This window comes from Streptomyces sp. NPDC002619 (assembly GCF_042889305.1).
Taxonomy (GTDB): domain Bacteria; phylum Actinomycetota; class Actinomycetes; order Streptomycetales; family Streptomycetaceae; genus Streptomyces.
Genome location: NZ_JBIAQV010000018.1, coordinates 18,339 through 37,294, shown reverse-complemented (window position 1 = coordinate 37,294; position 18,956 = coordinate 18,339). Strand labels below are relative to the sequence as shown.

The 18,956-nt window shown below is 69.7% G+C and carries 17 protein-coding genes; 7 read left to right on the top strand and 10 right to left on the bottom strand.

Annotated features, from left to right (window positions below; translation table 11 throughout):
• Positions 1-266 precede the first annotated feature (266 nt).
• Positions 267-1,622, bottom strand: coding sequence for a replication-associated recombination protein A (locus ACFYXB_RS25885; protein WP_351350729.1), 1,356 nt, complete (start codon positions 1,620-1,622; stop codon positions 267-269).
• Between the two features lie 44 nt (positions 1,623-1,666).
• Positions 1,667-2,323: a vitamin K epoxide reductase family protein gene (locus ACFYXB_RS25880; RefSeq protein ID WP_351350731.1), complete on the bottom strand. Its 657-nt coding sequence runs from the start codon at positions 2,321-2,323 to the stop codon at positions 1,667-1,669.
• Between the two features lie 144 nt (positions 2,324-2,467).
• Here ACFYXB_RS25880 and ACFYXB_RS25875 point away from each other — a divergent pair, with 144 nt between their 5' ends.
• The 4 genes from ACFYXB_RS25875 to ACFYXB_RS25860 are packed head-to-tail and all read left to right on the top strand — an operon-like array spanning position 2,468 to position 6,001.
• Positions 2,468-3,334 carry an ABC transporter ATP-binding protein gene (locus tag ACFYXB_RS25875; RefSeq protein WP_351350733.1) on the top strand — a complete coding sequence of 289 codons (867 nt, stop codon included), beginning with the start codon at positions 2,468-2,470 and terminating at the stop codon, positions 3,332-3,334.
• Positions 3,331-4,176: an ABC transporter permease gene (locus tag ACFYXB_RS25870; RefSeq protein WP_388499087.1), complete on the top strand. Its 846-nt coding sequence runs from the start codon at positions 3,331-3,333 to the stop codon at positions 4,174-4,176. Before ACFYXB_RS25875 ends, ACFYXB_RS25870 begins: the two co-directional genes overlap by 4 nt.
• The gene (locus ACFYXB_RS25865; RefSeq protein WP_389586542.1) at positions 4,173-5,378 is read left to right on the top strand and encodes a sensor histidine kinase; all 1,206 of its coding nucleotides are present in this window, start codon (positions 4,173-4,175) and stop codon (positions 5,376-5,378) included. Before ACFYXB_RS25870 ends, ACFYXB_RS25865 begins: the two co-directional genes overlap by 4 nt.
• Entirely contained in the window at positions 5,375-6,001 is a 627-nt protein-coding gene (locus ACFYXB_RS25860; RefSeq protein ID WP_351350737.1) for a response regulator transcription factor, read from the top strand. The genes ACFYXB_RS25865 and ACFYXB_RS25860 overlap by 4 nt, the downstream gene beginning before the upstream one ends.
• 113 nt (positions 6,002-6,114) lie before the next feature.
• Here ACFYXB_RS25860 and hisS read toward each other — a convergent pair whose 3' ends face one another.
• Both hisS and ACFYXB_RS25850 read right to left on the bottom strand, forming a co-directional pair.
• Positions 6,115-7,377, bottom strand: a complete 1,263-nt coding sequence (hisS, locus tag ACFYXB_RS25855) for a histidine--tRNA ligase (protein ID WP_389586389.1) — start codon at positions 7,375-7,377, stop codon at positions 6,115-6,117.
• Positions 7,378-7,390: 13 nt separating this feature from the next.
• Positions 7,391-8,104 carry an MBL fold metallo-hydrolase gene (locus tag ACFYXB_RS25850; protein ID WP_351350741.1) on the bottom strand — a complete coding sequence of 238 codons (714 nt, stop codon included), beginning with the start codon at positions 8,102-8,104 and terminating at the stop codon, positions 7,391-7,393.
• Positions 8,105-8,283: 179 nt separating this feature from the next.
• Between ACFYXB_RS25850 and ACFYXB_RS25845 the strand changes: the two genes are divergently transcribed.
• Both ACFYXB_RS25845 and ACFYXB_RS25840 read left to right on the top strand, forming a co-directional pair.
• Positions 8,284-9,105 (top strand): peptidylprolyl isomerase, encoded by an 822-nt coding sequence (locus ACFYXB_RS25845; RefSeq protein WP_351350743.1) that lies wholly within the window; start codon positions 8,284-8,286, stop codon positions 9,103-9,105.
• Positions 9,106-9,249: 144 nt separating this feature from the next.
• On the top strand, positions 9,250-10,479 hold the full coding sequence (locus tag ACFYXB_RS25840; RefSeq protein WP_388499091.1) for a DUF349 domain-containing protein: 1,230 nt from the start codon (positions 9,250-9,252) through the stop codon (positions 10,477-10,479).
• An 80-nt stretch (positions 10,480-10,559) separates the two neighbouring features.
• Here ACFYXB_RS25840 and ACFYXB_RS25835 read toward each other — a convergent pair whose 3' ends face one another.
• Positions 10,560-13,076: a RelA/SpoT family protein gene (locus ACFYXB_RS25835; protein ID WP_351350747.1), complete on the bottom strand. Its 2,517-nt coding sequence runs from the start codon at positions 13,074-13,076 to the stop codon at positions 10,560-10,562.
• A 209-nt stretch (positions 13,077-13,285) separates the two neighbouring features.
• Between ACFYXB_RS25835 and ACFYXB_RS25830 the strand changes: the two genes are divergently transcribed.
• Positions 13,286-13,624 carry a hypothetical protein gene (locus tag ACFYXB_RS25830; RefSeq protein ID WP_389586386.1) on the top strand — a complete coding sequence of 113 codons (339 nt, stop codon included), beginning with the start codon at positions 13,286-13,288 and terminating at the stop codon, positions 13,622-13,624.
• Positions 13,625-13,638: 14 nt separating this feature from the next.
• Here ACFYXB_RS25830 and ACFYXB_RS25825 read toward each other — a convergent pair whose 3' ends face one another.
• The 5 genes from ACFYXB_RS25825 to ruvB all read right to left on the bottom strand — a co-directional run bounded on the left by ACFYXB_RS25825 (position 13,639) and on the right by ruvB (position 18,942).
• The gene (locus ACFYXB_RS25825) at positions 13,639-14,178 is read right to left on the bottom strand and encodes an adenine phosphoribosyltransferase (protein ID WP_388499094.1); all 540 of its coding nucleotides are present in this window, start codon (positions 14,176-14,178) and stop codon (positions 13,639-13,641) included.
• The gene (secF, locus tag ACFYXB_RS25820; RefSeq protein WP_388499096.1) at positions 14,175-15,281 is read right to left on the bottom strand and encodes a protein translocase subunit SecF; all 1,107 of its coding nucleotides are present in this window, start codon (positions 15,279-15,281) and stop codon (positions 14,175-14,177) included. Before secF ends, ACFYXB_RS25825 begins: the two co-directional genes overlap by 4 nt.
• A gap of 3 nt (positions 15,282-15,284) precedes the next feature.
• Positions 15,285-17,063, bottom strand: coding sequence for a protein translocase subunit SecD (gene secD, locus ACFYXB_RS25815; RefSeq protein WP_388499099.1), 1,779 nt, complete (start codon positions 17,061-17,063; stop codon positions 15,285-15,287).
• Between the two features lie 141 nt (positions 17,064-17,204).
• Entirely contained in the window at positions 17,205-17,705 is a 501-nt protein-coding gene (gene yajC / locus ACFYXB_RS25810) for a preprotein translocase subunit YajC (protein WP_389586385.1), read from the bottom strand.
• A 166-nt stretch (positions 17,706-17,871) separates the two neighbouring features.
• A complete protein-coding gene (ruvB, locus tag ACFYXB_RS25805) occupies positions 17,872-18,942 on the bottom strand; it encodes a Holliday junction branch migration DNA helicase RuvB (RefSeq protein ID WP_389586384.1) in 1,071 nt (356 codons plus the stop codon).
• Positions 18,943-18,956: the final 14 nt, after the last annotated feature.

Here is an 18,956-nt window from a genome sequence, read left to right as displayed (position 1 = left end):
GTTACGGGAGGTCGCATCCGCAGCCGGGGATTCCCGGCAGGTCCACGAGGGACGTGCCAGGCAGCCGCTCCCTGGTCTGGGCACATACGTGCAGCACACGAACGGCCCACCGACCGGTCCCGGACCCCGGGTGGTGGTGGGCTGCCCGCGACACCTACAACGGTGCGCGACGCTCCTGGATCAACAGATCCGGCTGGTTGTCCCGCCTGAGGCGCCGACCGGAGTCGGACACGGGACTCAGCGCTTCGCAGGATTCTACAGGGTGGTCAGGACCGCTTGCGACCGAGGTGTTTCCTGGTCCATTCCACCGCGTCCGCGTACCTCGCCTCGGCGCCGTGCCGGGTCGGGGTGTAGTAGGCGCGGTCCTGGAGGGCGTCCGGTGCGTACTGCTGGGCGGCGATTCCCTCGGCCAGGTCGTGCGGGTAGACGTACCCCTGGGCGTGGCCGAGTTTGGCCGCGCCCTTGTAGTGGCCGTCGCGCAGATGCGGCGGGACGGGGCCGGCCAGTCCCTTGCGTACGTCCTCCAGGGCGGCGCCGATCGCGGTGGTCGCGGAGTTGGACTTGGGGGCCAGGGCGAGGGCGATGGTGGCGTGGCTGAGCGTGAGGGCGGCCTCGGGGAAGCCGATCATGGCGACGGCCTGGGCGGCGGCGACCGCTATGGGCAGCGCGTTCGGGTCGGCGAGGCCGATGTCCTCGCTGGCGGAGATCATCAGGCGGCGGGCGATGAAGCGCGGGTCCTCACCGGCCTCGATCATCCGGGCCAAATAGTGCAGCGCGGCGTCGACGTCGGAGCCGCGGATGGACTTGATGAGGGCGCTGGCGACGTCGTAGTGCTGGTCGCCGTCGCGGTCGTACTTCACCGCCGCCCGGTCGACCGTCTCCTCCAGCGTGGTCAGGGCGATCTCCGTCTCGCCCTTGTCCAGCGTGGCCCCGGCGGCAGCCTCCAGGGCGGTCAGGGCGCGGCGGGCGTCGCCGCCGGCGATGCGCAGGAGGTGGTCCTCGGTGTCCTCGGGGAGGGTGACGGCGTCCCCCAGGCCGCGCTCGTCGCTGAGGGCCCGCCGCAGGAGTCCACGAAGGTCGTCGTCCGTGAGGGGTTCGAGGGTGAGCAGCAGGGAGCGGGACAGCAGGGGCGAGATCACCGAGAAGTACGGATTTTCCGTGGTCGCCGCGATCAGGGTCACCCAGCGGTTCTCCACCGCCGGGAGGAGGGAGTCCTGCTGGGCCTTGCTGAAGCGGTGGATCTCGTCGAGGAAGAGGACGGTCTCCTTGCCGAAGCCGCCGGTGGCGCGGCGTGCGCCGTCGATGACCGCGCGGACCTCCTTGACACCCGCGGTGATCGCCGACAGCTCCACGAACCGCTTGTTGGTGGCCTTGGAGACGACGTACGCCAGGGTCGTCTTGCCGGTGCCGGGCGGGCCCCAGAGGATCACCGAGGAGGGGCCCGCGGGACCGCCGGCGCCCTCGCCGACCAGACGGCGCAGCGGTGAGCCCGGTTTCAGCAGGTGCTGCTGGCCCACCACCTCGTCGAGGGTGCGCGGGCGCATCCGTACCGCCAGGGGACTCGAGGCCGGGTCCTTCTCCTGACGTTCTTCTGCTGCGGCGGTGAACAGGTCGGGCTCCACGTCAGAAACCCTAAATCACGGGACTGACAATCCCTCCCGGGCCGTCAGCTGGTCCAGAAGTCCCACCAGCGGGTCAGGATCAGCATGCCGATGATGCCGAGGTGCAGGACCGGCAGGACCCAGGTGAACTCGCCGAAGAAGCCCTTCAGCCAGCGCGGGGCGGGCAGAAAGTCCTTGCGGATGTTGAACGACGTCACGTACCAGAACATGACGATCGTGGCGACCCAGGCCAGGCAGCACCACAGGCACAGCGCGTTGATCCGGTACAGGGACTGGAACTGCAGCCAGGTGACGAATCCGACGCCGAACAGGGTGCCGGCGTTGAAGGTCAGCCAGTACCAGCGCGGGAAGCGGGCGCCGACCAGCAGGCTCATGCCGACGCAGATGACGATGCCGTAGGCGACCAGGCCGAGCATCGGGTTGGGGAAGCCGAAGGCGGCGGCCTGCTTGCTCTCCATGACGCTGCCGCACGAGACCACCGGGTTGAGGCTGCACCCGGGGGTGAAGGTCTTGCCCGCGACCTTGGCCTCGAGCAGCTTGAACTTGTCGATCGTGATGACCCAGGCGGCGAGCAGGCCGGCCGCGCCGGTGATCAGCATCAGCACGGCGAAGGCGCGGCTCGCGCACTCGGTCCGCGGTGATGCCGAGGCGCGCTCGGGCCCGGGCTCGGTGGAGACGTCCTTGACTGTCGTCTTGCTCATCACGCCGATTCCGTCTGCTTGAGAGTTGGACCTTCTTCGGGCAGGGCCATTGTGCCGCAACGGCAGGCCTGTCCACCGTTCGGTGGACATAAGGAGGTACGCACGGTCGTCCCGGAGCGTTCGGTTCCGGCCGACTCTCGAGGCATGACAGCACACGCGAACGAACTCGCGGTGGACGTACGGGGGCTGCGCAAGCAGTACGGGGACGTCACCGCGGTGGACGGCATCGATCTCGGCATCAGGCGGGGCGAGGTGTTCGGCCTGCTCGGGCCCAATGGCGCGGGCAAGAGCACCACGGTGGAGATCCTCCAGGGACAGCGCTCGCGGGACGCGGGCGAGGTGACGGTCCTGGGGGCGGACCCGGCGACGGCCACGCGCGCGTGGCGATCCCGCGTGGGAATCGTCTGGCAGGACGAATCGGCACCCGCCGAGTTGACGGTCCGCGAGACCGTACGGCACTTCGCCCGCTACTACCCGAACCCGCGCGACCCGGCGGAGGTCATAGGCCTGGTCGGTCTGGAGGCGAAGCAGAACAGCCGGATCAAGGCCCTGTCGGGCGGACAGCGGCGCCGGCTCGACGTGGCCCTGGGGGTGATCGGTGGCCCCGAGCTGCTGCTCCTGGACGAGCCGACGACCGGCTTCGACCCGGCGGCGCGGCGGCAGTTCTGGGAGCTGATCCGGCTGCTGGCCGATGAGGGCACGACGATCCTGCTGACCACGCACTACCTGGAGGAGGCCGAGGCCCTCGCGAACCGGCTCGCGGTCGTCGCCGAGGGGCGGGTGGTCGCGGAGGGCGAGCCCGCCGAACTCCGCGACCGGTACGGCACCGGCGCCACCGTCGAGTGGACGGACACCGACGGCACCCCGCGCGCGGAGCGCACGGACACCCCGACCAAGACTGTCGCCGCTCTCATGCGGCATTTCGACGGCGAGATCCCGGGCCTCAGGGTGGGCCGCCCCACGCTGGAGGACGTCTACCTCCGGCTGACCGGACAGGAGGACGCGCGATGACCACGACCGTCGTACGAACGCAGGCCCGACCCTCGCAGGAGCGGCTGCCCGGCGCCTGGGGGCTCGGCCTGCAGCGCGGTGCCCTGGAGATCAGGCAGTTCTTCCGGCAGCGCGACCAGGTGGTGTTCACGTTTGCCTTCCCGGTCGTGTTCCTGTTCCTGTTCGCGTCGATCTTCAGCGACGACGTGCGCGGCGCGGGCGTCACCGCCTCCCAGCTCTACGTCCCGGCCATGATGGCCGCCGGCATCATGTCGACGAGTTTCCAGTCCCTCGGCATCTCGATCGCGATCGAGCGGGACGAGAAGGCGCTGCGCCGCTTGCGCGGGACGCCGATGCCGCCGGCCGCGTACTTCCTCGGCAAGATCTGGCTGGTTCTGGTCACCGGCCTGATGGAGACGGCGATCCTGCTCGCCGTCGGCACCGCCTTCTACGACGTAGACCTGCCCTCGTCGGCCCAGAAGTGGTTCGACTTCGCGTGGATCTTCGCCCTCGGTCTGACGGCGTGCGCGCTGCTCGGCATCGCGATCAGCTCCGTCCCGAAGTCCGGCAAGAGCGCCACCTCCGTGGTCGTACTGCCGTTCCTGGTGCTGCAGTTCATCTCCGGGGTGTACATCTCCATCGACACCATTCCGGACTGGATGCTGAACATCGGGGCGCTGTTCCCACTGAAATGGATGTGCCAGGGGCTGCGCGGGGTGTTCCTGCCAGAGTCGGCGCAGGTGCTGGAGCAGGCGGGGAGTTGGGAGTTCGGGCGGATCGCGCTGGTGCTCGGGGCGTGGTGCGTCGGAGGATTGGCACTGTGTCTGCTGACCTTCCGGTGGAAGAACCGGCGCGACGGATGAACGGTCCGGCGGCGACGGGGACCTATACCTGGGACCGTTCGTTCCGGCTGTGGGACACGTACTTCGCGCTGATCTGGCTCGCCACCCTGGTGTTCGTGCTCGGCACGCAGCATCCGGGGTGGCCGGTGCGCGTCGCCGCGGCCGGGCTGCTCGTCCCGCTGATTCCGTTGTACGTCTGGGTGGGGCGCCCGATCCTGCGGGGGGATCCGCCCGACGAGCCGCGGGCGCTCGGCTACATCCTGGCGGAGACGGCCCTGTTCCTGCCGTCGGCGGTCCTGGTCGGCGAAACCCGGCTGATGACCTTCGCCCTGGTCCCCCACTGCTTCATGACGCTGCGCCTGCGCTGGGCGCTGTCGGTCGTGACGGTCATCAACCTCGCGCCCGTGATCGGCTGGGCGCTGCTGTGGTGGCCGAGTGACCAGGACGTGTTCTTCAACGCCCTGTTCGCGGTGGTCACACTGGTCTTCTCGATGGCCGTGGGCAGCTGGATCATCCGCGTCATCGAGCAGAGCCAGGAACGGGCGGAGCTGATCGCCGAGTTGGACGCGAGCCGCCACGAGGTCTCACGGCTGTCGGCCGCGCACGGCGCGCTGGCCGAGCGGGAACGGTTCGCCCGGGAGATCCACGACACGCTCGCACAGGGTTTCACCAGCCTGCTGATGCTGATCCAGGCGGTCGAGGCCGAGCTGGCGGACGATCTCCCGCAGGCCCGCCGCCACTTGGCGCTGATGGACGAGACGGCCCGGCAGAACCTCGCCGAGGCGCGGGCCCTGGTCGCCGGCGGCGGGCCCGCCGATCTGGACGGCGCCTCGCTGCCGGACGCGCTGCGCCGGCTGGCCGCCCGCCACGGTGCGACGCTGGATGTGACGGGCGCCGTGCGCGCGCTGCCCGCCGGGCCCGAGGTGGTGGCCCTGCGCTCCTGCCAGGAAGCTCTCTCCAACACCCGCAAGCATGCGGGAAGTTCGGCATCGGTCGGGATCGTGCTGGCGTACGCCGAGGACACGCTCACCGTCTCGGTACGGGACGACGGCTGCGGATTCGACCCGGTGACCGTCTCCGGCGGCTACGGTCTGGCGGGGCTGCGGGCGCGGGCCGCCGAGGTGGGCGGCACTGCCGAGGTGCGCGGCGCTCAGGGCAACGGCACCACGGTGACCGTCCGGCTGCCCGTCCCCGCCGTCACCACGAGGAGCGATGCCGCATGATCCGTATCGTGCTGGCCGACGACCACCCCGTCGTACGGGAGGGCCTGCGCGCCATGCTGAGCGCCGAGCCGGACCTGGAGGTGGTGGCCGACGCGACCAGCGGACCGCGGGCGGAGGCGCTGGCCGCCGAACTGAGGCCCGACATCGTGCTGATGGACCTGCGGATGCCGGACGGCGACGGGGTCGACTCCATCGTGCGGATGAACGAGGCCGGGCTGCCGTGCCGGGTGATCGTGCTCACGACGTACGAGACGGACCGCGACATCCTGCGTGCCGTCGAAGCGGGCGCCGCGGGCTATCTGCTGAAGGACCTGCCCCGGGCCGAACTGGCGAACGCGGTACGAGCCGCCGCGCGGGGAGAGACGGTACTGGCACCGTCGGTGGCGGCACGCCTGGTGGACCAACTGCGCGTGAGGCCGGAACGGCCACGGTTGTCGGAACGGGAGAAGTCCGTCCTGCGGCTGGTGGCGGAGGGCTGTACCAACGCCGAGATCGGGCGTCGTCTGTTCATCGGGGAGTCGACGGTGAAGACTCACCTGCTGCGCATCTTCGGAAAGCTGGGAGTCGACGACCGGACAGCCGCCGTGACGAACGCCATGCGCCACGGACTACTGGACCACTGACTCAGCGGACCGGCTACCGCACAGACACCGAGATCGGGCGACGGCCCACGCGGCGGCAGCCGCACATCGACCGGTGAGCAGGGCGCCGGGGGGTTCCGGCGCCCTCACCCGAACTAGCCGAGCCGAGACTCCAGTTCCGCCACGATCTCGTTCACACCGATCGCCGTCTGTTCGCCGGACTCCATGTCCTTGAGCTGGACGACACCCTCGGCGAGGTCACGTTCGCCGGCGACGAGCGCGTAGCGGGCGCCGCTTCGGTTGGCCGCCTTCATCGCCGCCTTGAGACCCTTGTGGCCGTACGAGAAGTCCGTCGCGACCCCCGCCTTGCGCAGCTCCGTCACCTTGGCGAACAGCAGGCGGCGGGCCTCCTCGCCGAGCGGAACCGCGAACACGCTGGTCGTGGAGGGGAGTTCGAGCTCCACGCCCTCCGCCTCCAGGGCCAGGACCGTGCGGTCGACGCCCAGCGCCCAGCCCACCGACGGCAGCGCGGGGCCGCCGATCATCTCGGACAGGCCGTCGTAGCGGCCGCCGCCACCCACCGCGGACTGCGAGCCGAGACCGTCGTGGACGAACTCGAACGTCGTACGCGTGTAGTAGTCCAGGCCGCGTACCAGCTTCGGGTCGTCCTCGAAGGCCACGCCCTCGGCCGTGATCAGCTCGCGCACCTCCTCGTGGTACGCCTTGCAGGCGTCGCACAGGTAGTCGCGCAGGAGCGGGGCACCGCCCAATTGCTTCTGGACCGACTCCCGCTTGTCGTCGAGCACGCGCAGCGGGTTGATCTCGGTGCGACGCAGGGTGTCCTCGTCGAGGTCCAGGCCGCGCAGGAAGTCCTGCAGGGCCGCCCGGTAGACCGGCCGGCACTCCTTGTCGCCGAGGCTGTTGAGCAGGATACGGAAGTTCCTGAGGCCCAGCGTGCGATACGCCTGGTCGGCCAGGATGATCAGCTCGGCGTCGAGGGCCGGGTCCTCCGCGCCGATCGCCTCCGCGCCGACCTGGGAGAAGTGACGGTAACGGCCCTTCTGGGGGCGCTCGTAGCGGTAGTACGAGCCCGAGTACCAGAGCTTGACCGGCAGGTTGCCCGCCTTGTGCAGGTTGGCCTCGAGCGCGGCGCGCAGGACGGAGGCGGTGCCCTCGGGGCGCAGGGCGAGCCTGTCGCCGCCCTTGGTCTCGAAGGCGTACATCTCCTTGGTCACGATGTCGGTCGACTCGCCGACACCACGCGCGAAGAGCTCCACACTCTCGAAGCCTGGCGTCTCGATGTAGCCGTAGCCGGAGGTGCGCAGCGGGGCGGCGATCGCCTCTCGGACGGCGAGGTACTTGGCGGACTCCGGCGGGATCAGGTCGTACGTGCCCTTGGGGGCCTTGAAGGTGCTCACGGAAGGTCTCTCGTCACATTCCTCGTCGGGGAGCGGCATCGGGCCTCGCTCCCTGGCCGGCGGCCACCTGCCGCAGATACGGATTGGTGGTGCGCTCCTGGCCGATGGTCGTCTGGGGACCGTGGCCGGACAGCACCACGGTCGAGTCGTCGAGCGGCAGGCACACGCGGGCCAGCGAGTCGAGGATCTCGGCGTGGGAGCCGCCGGGCAGGTCGGTGCGTCCGATGGAGCCGGCGAAGAGCAGATCGCCCGAGAAGAAGACCGACGGGATGTCCGCGGCCTCGGGCATCTGGAAGGTCACCGACCCCTTGGTATGGCCCGGCGCGTGCGCGACGGAGAACTCCAGACCCGCGAGCGCCAGCGTGGCGCCGTCGGTCAGTTCCTCGACGTCGTCCGGCTCCCCCACGGTCAGCTCGCCCATCAGCGGCATGCCGATGGACCGGCCGAGCGCCTTCTCGGGGTCGCTCATCATGTACCGGTCCTCGGGGTGGATCCAGGCCGGTACGTCATGCGCTCCGCACACGGGGACGACCGAGGCCACGTGGTCGATGTGGCCGTGGGTGAGGACGACGGCGACGGGCTTGAGCCGATGCTTCTTCAGCGCTTCCTCGACTCCCTGGGTGGCCTGATGGCCCGGGTCGATGATCACGCACTCCTCACCGGCGGCGGGGGCGACGAGATAACAGTTCGTCCCCCAGGCCCCGGCGGGGAACCCGGCAATGAGCACGATCGTCCTTCGTTGTGTCGGTTCCAGGGCGCTTTGAGGTGGTGGCGCCCGCTGTCAGAGCCTACCGGCGCTGCCGTTTCCTCAGCGAACCCATATACCGTACGGGGCTACACGCAGCGGTCGGCTCACAGGACGCACGCGTACCGGTCGACACACGACACGCATAAGGAGAGAACCCGGTGGTCAGCCAGGAGCAGCGGCGGCGTCAGCTCGCCCGGGAGAAGTTCTTGCGGCAGCAGCAGCGGCGCACCAGCGCGCGGCGCAAGTCACGTACGCGCAACGCGGTGATCGCGTCGGTGCTCGGAGTGGTCGTGATCGGCAGCCTCGCGCTGTACACGACCGGGGTGCTCAAGGGCAACGACGACAAGACCAACGCCAGCGCGGAGGTCACGCCCAGCGCCTCGCCCACGAGCAAGGCCCCCGACCCGTGCGAGAAGCCTGCCGCGGGCTCGGTGAAGCAGCTCAACTGGAAGAAGGAGCCGGCGGTCACGATCGACAAGTCGGCCAATTACACGATGAAGCTGGCCACGACGTGCGGCGACATCGGCATCGCGCTGAAGACGGCCGCGGCCCCGCACACGGTGAACTCGTTCAACTTCCTTGCCGGCCAGGGCTTCTTCGACCACACCAAGTGCCACCGGCTCACCACCAACGGCATCTACGTGCTGCAGTGCGGCGACCCGTCGGGCACCGGCAGCGGCGGTCCCGGTTACACGATCCCGGACGAGAACCTGAAGGACAAAAGCCTCAAGAGCAACGTCTACCCGGCGGGCACGGTCGCAATGGCGAACACCGGCCAGGCGCACACCGGCGGCAGCCAGTTCTTCCTCGTGTACCAGGACAGCCAGTTGCCGCCCAGCTACACACCGTTCGGCACGATCGACGCTGCGGGCCTGAAGGTACTGAAGAAGATCGCCGCCGCGGGCGAGAACACGGGGGCCGGTGACGGTGCCCCGAACGCGACGGTCGTCATCAACAAGGCGACGGTCACGAAGTCCTGACAACCATGACGGCCATCAGCGCAATTTCGGTCGCGCGGGATGCGGACAGGCCACCCGCCGGTCGCCTATGTTGGCCGTGACGAAACTGTGGACGATGCCCGGGGGCACAGCAGCCCTACGCAGGCATCATGTGGAGGAGGCGCTGTGAGCAGCGACCCGTGGGGCCGCGTCGACGAGACGGGGACCGTGTACGTGCGTACGGCCGACGGCGAGCAGGTCGTCGGTTCCTGGCAGGCCGGCTCCCCCGAGGAGGCGTTGGCCTACTTCGAGCGCAAGTACGAGGGCCTGGTTGTCGAGATCGGCCTCCTCGAAAAGCGAGTACAGACAACCGATCTGTCGGCGAAGGACGCACAGGTCGCCATCGGCCACCTCCGGGAGCAGGTCGAAGCGCACCACGCGGTTGGCGACCTGGAAGCGCTGCGGTCCCGCCTCGACAAGCTCGTGGCGACCGTCGAGGCGCGCCGTGAGGAGCGCAAGCAGCAGCGCGCCAAGCAGTCCGACGAGGCCCGCAAGGCCAAGGAGGACCTGGTCATCGAGGCCGAGCAGCTGGCACAGTCCGACCAGTGGCGCGCGGCCGGTGAGCGGCTGCGCGCCCTGGTGGACACCTGGAAGGGGCTGCCGCGACTCGACCGCAAGTCGGACGACGAGCTGTGGCACCGCTTCTCACACGCCCGCTCGGCGTTCTCCAAGCGCCGCAAGGCCCACTTCGCGCAGCTCGACGCGCAGCGCGAGGAGGCCCGCAGGGCCAAGGAGAAGCTGGTCGCCGAGTCCGAGGCGCTGTCCGGCTCGACGGACTGGGGTCCGACGGCCGCCCGCTACCGCGAGCTGATGACGGAGTGGAAGGCCGTGGGCCGCGCCCAGCGCGAGCACGAGGACGACCTGTGGAACCGGTTCCGCGGCGCCCAGGACGTCTTCTTCGCTGCCCGCAGCTCGATCTTCGCCGAGCGGGACGCGGAGCAGTCGGAGAACCTGAAGCTGAAGGAGGAGCTGGCCGAGGAGGCCGAGAAGCTCCTGCCGATCACGGACCTGAAGGCCGCCCGCACCGCCTTCCGCTCGATCAACGAGCGCTGGGAGGCCATCGGCCATGTGCCGCGCGACGCGCGTCCGAAGGTCGAGGGCCGGATGCACGCGGTGGAACGGGCCATGCAGGACTCCGAGGAGGCCGAGTGGCGCCGGACGAACCCGGAGGCACGCGCGCGTGCCGAGGGTCTGACCGGTCAGCTCCAGGCCGCCGTGGACAAGCTCAGGGGCCAGATCGAGCAGGCGCGCGCCCAGGGCAACACGTCCAAGGCCGACAAGCTCGAGAAGGAGCTGGAGGGCCGCCAGGCGCTCCTCGACCAGGCCCTGAAGGGTCTGCAGGAGTTCGGCGGCTGACGCGGGCCGCCCGCGCATGCGAGAGGGCCCCGTACGGTCACGTACGGGGCCCTCTCGCATGTTGTACGACTGCTGCTGTGCTACGACCTGCTGCGCGCCGACGTCACGCGGTACACGTCGTACACGCCCTCCACGCCTCGCACGGCCTTCAGGACGTGGCCCAGGTGCTTCGGGTCGCCCATCTCGAAGGTGAACCGGGACGTGGCGACGCGGTCGCGGGAGGTCTGGACTGCCGCGGAGAGGATGTTCACGTGCTGGTCGGACAGGACGCGGGTGACGTCCGACAGGAGCCGGGAGCGGTCCAGTGCCTCGACCTGGATGGCGACCAGGAAGACCGAGGACTGGGTGGGCGCCCACTCGACCTCGAGGATGCGCTCGGGCTCGCGGGACAGCGACTCCACGTTCACACAGTCGCTGCGGTGAACCGAGACTCCGCTGCCGCGCGTGACGAAGCCGATGATCGGGTCGCCGGGGACAGGCGTACAACAGCGGGCCAGCTTGACCCACACGTCATCGACGCCCTTGACGACGACGCCCGGGTCGGCGTTGGAGCGGCGCTTGCGGCCACGGGTGCGCGTGGGCGGGACGGCCTCGTCGATCTCCTCGGTGGCGGCCTCCTCGCCGCCGAGCGCCGAGACGAGCTTCTGCACGACGTTCTGCGCGGCGACATGGCCCTCGCCGATCGCCGCGTACAGCGCGGAGATGTCCGGGTAGCGCATCTCGTGTGCGAGCGTGACGAGCGAGTCGCCGGTGAGGATCCGCTGGATCGGCAGGTTCTGCTTGCGCATCGCGCGGACGATGGCGTCCTTGCCCTGCTCGATCGCCTCGTCGCGGCGCTCCTTGGAGAACCAGGCCCGGATCTTGTTGCGGGCGCGCGGTGACTTGACGAAGCCGAGCCAGTCGCGGGAGGGGCCGGCACCGGCCGCCTTGGAGGTGAAGACCTCGACCAGATCGCCGTTGTCCAGGGTGGATTCGAGCGGTACGAGGCGGCCGTTGACCCGTGCACCTATGGTGCGGTGGCCGACCTCGGTGTGGACCGCGTACGCGAAGTCGACCGGGGTGGCCCCGGCCGGCAACGCTATGACGTCGCCCTTGGGGGTGAAGACGAAGACCTCGTTGCGGGACAGGTCGAAGCGCAGGGACTCCAGGAACTCGCTGGGGTCCTCGGTCTCCTTCTGCCAGTCCAGCAACTGGCGCAGCCACGCCATGTCGTTGAGGTGGTCGTCCTTGCCCTTGCCGGCCTTGGGCACGTCGGTACGCACCTTGGAGGCGCCGGCGACGGCCTCCTGCTTGTACTTCCAGTGCGCGGCGATGCCGTACTCGGCGCGGCGGTGCATGTCGAAGGTGCGGATCTGGAGCTCGACGGGCTTGCCGTTGGGGCCGATCACCGTCGTGTGCAGCGACTGGTACATGTTGAACTTGGGCATCGCGATGTAGTCCTTGAACCGCCCCGGAACCGGGTTCCAGCGGGCGTGGACCGTGCCCAGCGCCGCGTAGCAGTCGCGAACGGTGTCAACGAGGACGCGGATGCCCACCAGGTCGTAGATCTCCGCGAAGTCACGGCCGCGGACGATCATCTTCTGGTAGACGCTGTAGTAGTGCTTCGGGCGGCCGGTGACGGTCGCCTTGATGCGGGCGGCGCGCAGGTCTGCCTGGACCTCGTCGGTCACTATGGCCAGGTACTCGTCACGCTTCGGTGCCCGCTCGGCCACCAGCCGTACGATCTCGTCGTACATCTTGGGGTAGAGGATCGCGAACGCGAGGTCCTCCAGTTCCCACTTGATGGTGTTCATGCCGAGGCGGTGGGCGAGCGGCGCGTAGATCTCGAGGGTCTCGCGCGCCTTCTTCTCCTGCTTCTCGCGCTTGAGGTAGCGCATGGTGCGCATGTTGTGCAGCCGGTCGGCGAGCTTGATGACCAGGACGCGCGGGTCCTTGGCCATGGCGACGACCATCTTGCGCACGGTCTCGGCCTGCGCGGCCTCGCCGAACTTGACCTTGTCCAGCTTGGTGACGCCGTCGACGAGCAGGGCGACCACGTCGCCGAAGTCGCGGCGCAGATCGTCCAGGCCGTACTCGGTGTCCTCGACGGTGTCGTGCAGCAGGCCCGCCATGAGGGTGGCCGGGTCCATGCCCAGCTCGGCGAGGATGGTGGTCACCGCGAGGGGGTGTGTGATGTACGGGTCGCCGCTCTTGCGCTTCTGGCCCCGGTGCCAGCGCTCGGCGACCTGGTAGGCGCGCTCGATCTGGCGCAGCGTGGCGTTCTCGATCTTGGGGTCGTTGCTGCGCACTATCCTCAGCAGCGGCTCCAGGACCGGGTTGTATGGGTTGGCGCGCTGGACGCCGAGCCGGGCGAGACGGGCGCGGACACGGTTCGAGGAGCCGGAGCGGGCGGGCTGGCCGGTGTTCGGGCGGACGGTGGGCGAGGCCGGTTTGGGTCGCGCGGGCTCGGCCGACTTCTCCACGGGCGCGGACTGGGCGTGCTCGACCGGCCCGCGGGAGTCGTTCTTCGCGTGGGACGCGTTCGGCGCGGGCTTCGCCGTCGGCGCCGAGGCGGACTCGGGCTTGGCGGCGATCAGTGGCTGGGCCTCGTCTGGCAAGAGGGCTCCTCGTGCGCGATCCGGGTCCCCCGGCAGGCTCCGGAAACCCCATGGTAGCGATCCTGGGCCTCGGCATCGCGTTCAGGCCGATGTGAGGACCGTCCACGGGAGAAACGCCGGGGGCTACCGCCGGATTCCGCGGAGCTTGCTCCGGGGTGCCGCGGGGGTGTCCTGGAGGTTGCTGGTGACCGCAGGCCGCCCAGGAAAACGTGCCCGGAACCGACAACGAGAAAAACCCGAGCGCCGGCCGCAAGATCCCGACGAGCCTGCCCCGGGGATGCCACAGCGGTGTCCAGGAGGTTGCCGGTGACCGCAGGCCCGCCCAGGAAAACGTGCCCGGAACCGACAACGAGAAAAGCCCGAGCGCCGGCCGCAAGATCCCGACGAGCCTGCCCCGGGGATGCCACAGCGGTGTCCTGCGGGTTGCCGCCGACTGCGGCGCACAGTTGCCGGTGGCTGCACGCGCACAGTTGCCTCTTGCTGTCGGCGCGCGACGGAAAACGTACGGCCGCCCCGGCGATGTGGCTGCCGGGACGGCCGTACGGTGATCAGGTACTGGTTCTCAGACCTGGAGGAGCGCCTCCAGCGGTGCCCCGTCCAGGGCCGGCTCCAGGCGGGCGCGGCCGTCCAGGAAGCCCAGTTCCATCAGGACCGCGAGCCCCGAGACCTCGGCCCCCGCTCGCTGGATCAGCTGGATCGCGGCCTCTGCCGTACCACCGGTGGCCAGGACGTCGTCCACGATCAGCACGCGGTCGCCGGAGTTGAGGTCCTCCGCGTGCACCTCGATCTCCGCCGAGCCGTACTCCAGCTCGTAGGCCTGGCGGAGGGTGGCTCCGGGGAGCTTGCCCGCCTTGCGCACGGGGATGAAGCCGAGGCCGGCGCGGACGGCGACCGGGGCGCCCAGGATGAAGCCCCGGGCCTCCAGGCCGACGATCTTGGTGGCGCCGGTGTTCTGGGCGATCTCGGCCAGCGCGTCGGTCAGGGCCGTGAACGCCGCCGGGTCCGCCAGGAGCGGCGTGATGTCCTTGAACATCACGCCCTGCTCCGGATAGTCGGGCACGTCGCGGATGCGGCTGAGCAGCAGGTCCCTGACGTCGGTCATCGCCGCTTCCCCGAGGGTCGGCCGCGGCCCCGGCCGCGGGAGGCCGGCTGGTTGCGCGGGCCCACGACGGCGGGCGCCGCGTCCTCCGGCTCACCGGCGGCCATGGACGGACCGTCGGCACGCTCGTCCTCGGCGGCGGCCTGGGACCGCTTGGCCAGGACGCGCTTGCGGAGAGCCTTCAGCTGCGGCTCCCGCTCCTTGAGGTCGGCGACGAGCGGCGTGGCGATGAAGATCGAGGAGTACGCACCGGCTGCGAGGCCGACGAACAGCGACAGCGAGATGTCGTTCAGCGTGCCGGCGCCGAGGAAGCCGCCACCGATGAACAGCAGGCCCGCCACCGGCAGCAGCGCGACCACGGTGGTGTTGATGGAGCGGACCAGCGTGCCGTTGATCGACTGGTTGGCGATGTCGCTGTAGGTGAAGCGGGTCTGCTTCGTGATGTCCTTCGTCTGCTCCTTGAGGCTGTCGAAGACGACGACCGTGTCGTAGAGCGAGTAACCGAGGATCGTCAGCAGACCGATGACCGTGCCGGGCGTGACCTCGAAGCCGACCAGGGCGTAGATACCGGTCGTGATGGTGATGTCGTGGATCAGGGCGACGAGTGCCGCGAAGGCCATTCGCCACTCGAAGGCGATCGCCAGGTAGATCACGACGAGCACCATGAAGATGCCCAGGCCCTCCCAGGCCTTGTTGGCGATCTGGTCACCCCAGCTGGGGCCGACCAGGTCCGCGTTGATGGTCTCCGGGTTGAGGCCCAGGTCCTTGGCGAGCTCCGCCTTGGTGGCGTCGGACTTCTCGGTGTCCATGCCCGCGATCTGGATGCGCAGACCGCCCGTGCCGAGCTTCTGGACGACCGCGTCGTGCCCGGCGGCCTCCTTCGCGTACTCCTCGGCCTGGGTCACGGAGACGCTCGTCTTCGGGGTGGTGAAGACGGCGCCGCCCTGGAAGTCGATGCCCATGTTCAGACCGCGCACCGCCAGGCCGACGATGGCCGTGATGGTGATCAGGATCGAGATGCCGTACCAGATCTTGCGCTTGCCGATGAAGTCGTAGCTGATCTCGCCGCGGTGCAGTCGCGCGCCGAGGTTGCCGAGTTTCGACATCGCTCACGCCTCCTTCGGGTCGACGGAACCGGCGGCGGGACCGGCGGGACGGCGGGTGCGGCGCAGCGGCGGCTTGGCACCCAGGCTCTTCGGGTCGAGGCCGGACCACTTGTGGCCCTGCGCGAAGAACTTGTGGCGGGCGAGGATCGTCATCAGCGGCTTGGTGAAGAAGAAGACGACGACCACGTCGAGCACGGTGGTCAGGCCCAGTGTGAACGCGAAGCCCTGGACCTTGCCGACGGTGACGATGAACAGCACCGCGGCGGCGAGGAACGACACGAAGTCGGAGACCAGGATGGTGCGCCGGGCGCGCGGCCAGCCCCGCTCGACGGCGGGGCGCAGCGAGCGGCCCTCACGGATCCCATCCCTTATGCGTTCGAAGAACACGATGAACGAGTCCGCTGTGATACCGATCGCCACGATCGCGCCACAGACGGCCGGCAGGTTCAGCGCGAAGCCGATGGCCGGGCCGAGCAGCGACATGAGCACGTAGGTCAGGATCGCGGAGACGAGCAGGGAGGCGATCGCGACGAGCGACAGACCGCGGTAGTAGATCACCAGGTAGATCACGACCAGGGCGAGGCCGATGGCGCCGGCGAGCAGACCGGCGTGCAGCTGCTCACCGCCGAGCGCGGCGGTCACCGTGGTCACGCTCTGCTCCTTGAAGGAGAGCGGGAGCGCGCCGTACGACAGGACGTTGGCGAGGCTCTGGGCCTCCTCCTGGGTGAAGCTGCCGGAGATCTCCGCCTGGCCGCCGGTGATGGACTGGCTGACGTACGGGCTGGAGACGACCTCGCCGTCGAGAACGATGCCGAACTCGTTCTGCGGCTGCTGGTTCTTGGCGAGCTGGCCGGTGATGTCGGCGAACTTCTTGGCCCCGGCGGAGGTGAAGTTCATCTGGACCTGCCAGCCGGCGGCGGTCTGCGTGTCGTAGGTCGCCTGGGCCTTCTTGACCTCGGTGCCGTCCACGGCGGACGGGCCGAGCACGTACTTGTACCAGACCTTGTTGATCTCACCGCAGGCCACGGTCGGCTCGCCGGGCTTGGCGTTCTTGCCGGCGGTGGCTCGCTCCGCCTTGCTGTCGCAGTTCAGCTTCGTGTACGCGGCCTGGAGCTGGGCGGTCGCGGCGTCGGTGCCGCCACTCGCCGAAGCGGAGGGGGCGGCGGAGGCCGAGGTGCTGGGGGTCGCGGACGGCGACGGGGTGGAGTCCGCCTTCAGCGCGTCGGTGACGGCGCGGCCCTGGGTGGTGGCGGAGGCCGTCGGCGACGCGGAGGAGGAGGACGAGGCCTTCTCGCCGGAGGACGCGCTGCTGGACGGGCTCGGCGAGCCACTGGCGCCGGACGACGAGGCGCTCGGCGAGGGGCTCGGCGTCGCCGAGGTGCTGGGCTCGCTGGCCAGGACCGGTCGGAAGTACAGCTTCGCGGTGGTACCTACCTGCTGGCGGGCCTCTTCGGAGTTGGTGCCCTTGGGGATGTTGACGATGATGTTGCTCGTCCCCTGGGTCTGCACCTCCGCCTCGGAGACACCCAGGCCGTTGACACGGCGGTTCATGATGTCGACCGCGGTGTCCATGTTGGCCTTGTTGATGGCGGACCCTTGGTCGGCCTTCGCCTGGAGCGTGATGCTCGTGCCGCCGGCAAGGTCGATGCCGAGACGCGGGGTGGTGTGCCCGGAGGCGAACATGCCACCGGTGAGCGCCACGATGGCGATCAGAATGAGGGCCAGTGAGCGCCCTGGCTTGCTCTGGGCGCTCGCGCTTCGGCCCCTCTTAGGTGCTGCCACCTTCTCGTACTCCCTCTCGGGCCGGCTCGCGCCGGGTCGGCGTGGTCGGCCATGACATGGTGTCGGGATCCCGTGCGGGAAACAGACGCGCCCGGGGCGCGCGGTACGCGAACGGGTCGCGCCGCACTCCCCGGGACGTTACTACTTCGCGTCGGAGTCGCCCTCGGTCTTCTTCGGCTCGTCGTCCGCCTTGTCGTCGGACGTCTCGGCCTTGTCGGCCGGATCCTCGGCCGCGTCCTTCTTCCCGAGGTCGACGGCCTGGTCGGCGGAGGCGGCGGCGCCGTCGGCGGACTCGTCGGTCTCGGTGAGGGAGGAGGCGTCATCGGGAACCACGGCGGCGTCCGACTTCAGGTCGTGCTCGATGCCGTGGACGATGCGGTTGTACTCGTCGTCGGTGAGGACGGCACCGATCGCGTTCTTCGCGAAGAGGAGGTCGACGCCGGGGCCGGCGTCGAGGAGGACCGTGTCCTCGCTGACTTCCTTGATCGTCGCGTACATACCCCCGATCGTGCGGACGCCGGAACCGGGCTGCATGTCGTTGCGCATGGCCGCGGCCTGCTGCTGCCTCTTCTTACCCGAGCGCATCATCAGGAACATGGCCGCGATGAGCACGATGAACGGGAGGAGGGTCAAGGTATTCACGGGACGGGATTTCCTTCGCACGACCGCGGCGGGGAGCGGCCTGGTGGATGGGGGTGTGGTGGGCACCGCCCACAAGGGCGGCATCGGCGGAGTCTAGGCGAGTCCACGCGCATCGAACAACGCTCAGCATGGCACCTGGGTTCCTGAGCCCGCCAATCCCCTGCCCTCACGCCCCGAACAGGTCCTGTTGTCCGTTTCCCGCAGTTGACGAGCCGGGCGGAGTGAGGCCGAGGTGCGCCCACGCGGCCGGTGTGCCTACACGGCCACGGGGAGTGCGGGCGAGCAGTCCCTCTCGTACGAGGAAGGGCTCGGCGACCTCCTCGACGGTCTCGCGCTCCTCCCCCACCGCCACCGCGAGTGTCGACAGGCCCACCGGTCCGCCGCCGAAGAGCTTGAGCAGGGCCTCCAGGACGGCGCGGTCGAGCCGGTCGAGGCCGCGGGCGTCGACCTCGTACACGGCGAGGGCCGCCGCGGCGATCTCGCGGGTGACGATGCCGTCGGCCTTGACCTGCGCGTAGTCGCGGACGCGGCGCAGGAGGCGGTTGGCGATGCGGGGCGTGCCGCGGGAGCGGCCGGCGATCTCGGCGGCGCCGTCGGTCTCGACCTCGACGTCCAGCAGGTTCGCCGAGCGATGGACGACGCGCTCCAGCTCGGCGGGCTCGTAGAACTCCATGTGCGCGGTGAAGCCGAAGCGGTCGCGCAGCGGGGGCGGCAGCAGGCCCGCGCGCGTGGTGGCGCCGACCAGGGTGAACGGGGGCAGTTCGATGGGGATGGCGGTGGCGCCGGGGCCCTTGCCCACGATGACGTCGACGCGGAAGTCCTCCATCGCCATGTAGAGCATCTCCTCGGCGGGCCGGGACATGCGATGGATCTCGTCGAGGAAGAGGACCTCGCCCTCCTGGAGGGAGGAGAGGATCGCGGCGAGGTCGCCGGCGTGCTGGATGGCGGGGCCGCTGGTGATACGGATCGGGGCGCCCATCTCGGCGGCGATGATCATCGAGAGGGTGGTCTTGCCGAGGCCGGGGGCGCCGGAGAGCAGCACATGGTCGGCGGTCGCCCCACGCGCGCGTGCGGCACGCAGGACCAGGTCGAGCTGCTCGCGGACCTTCTCCTGGCCGATGAACTCGCCCAGGTCCTTGGGGCGCAGCGCAGCCTCGACGGCCTGGTCCTCACGGTCGGCGGACGCACCGACGAGCCGCTCGGCGGCGGGGGTGTCGGTCGTGTCGTCCCAGTTCATGTGTGCCTCGGGGG

Excerpts from the sequence above, each read along its gene's own strand:
- ACFYXB_RS25825 (WP_388499094.1), bottom strand. The coding sequence starts at position 14,178 with ATGACCGACGTCAGGGACCTGCTGCTCAGCCGCATCCGCGACGTGCCC.
- ACFYXB_RS25875 (WP_351350733.1), top strand. The coding sequence starts at position 2,468 with ATGACAGCACACGCGAACGAACTCGCGGTGGACGTACGGGGGCTGCGC.
- ACFYXB_RS25870 (WP_388499087.1), top strand. The coding sequence starts at position 3,331 with ATGACCACGACCGTCGTACGAACGCAGGCCCGACCCTCGCAGGAGCGG.
- secF (WP_388499096.1), bottom strand. The coding sequence starts at position 15,281 with ATGTCGAAACTCGGCAACCTCGGCGCGCGACTGCACCGCGGCGAGATC.
- ACFYXB_RS25860 (WP_351350737.1), top strand. The coding sequence starts at position 5,375 with ATGATCCGTATCGTGCTGGCCGACGACCACCCCGTCGTACGGGAGGGC.
- ACFYXB_RS25865 (WP_389586542.1), top strand. The coding sequence starts at position 4,173 with ATGAACGGTCCGGCGGCGACGGGGACCTATACCTGGGACCGTTCGTTC.
- ACFYXB_RS25880 (WP_351350731.1), bottom strand. The coding sequence starts at position 2,323 with ATGAGCAAGACGACAGTCAAGGACGTCTCCACCGAGCCCGGGCCCGAG.
- ruvB (WP_389586384.1), bottom strand. The coding sequence starts at position 18,942 with ATGAACTGGGACGACACGACCGACACCCCCGCCGCCGAGCGGCTCGTC.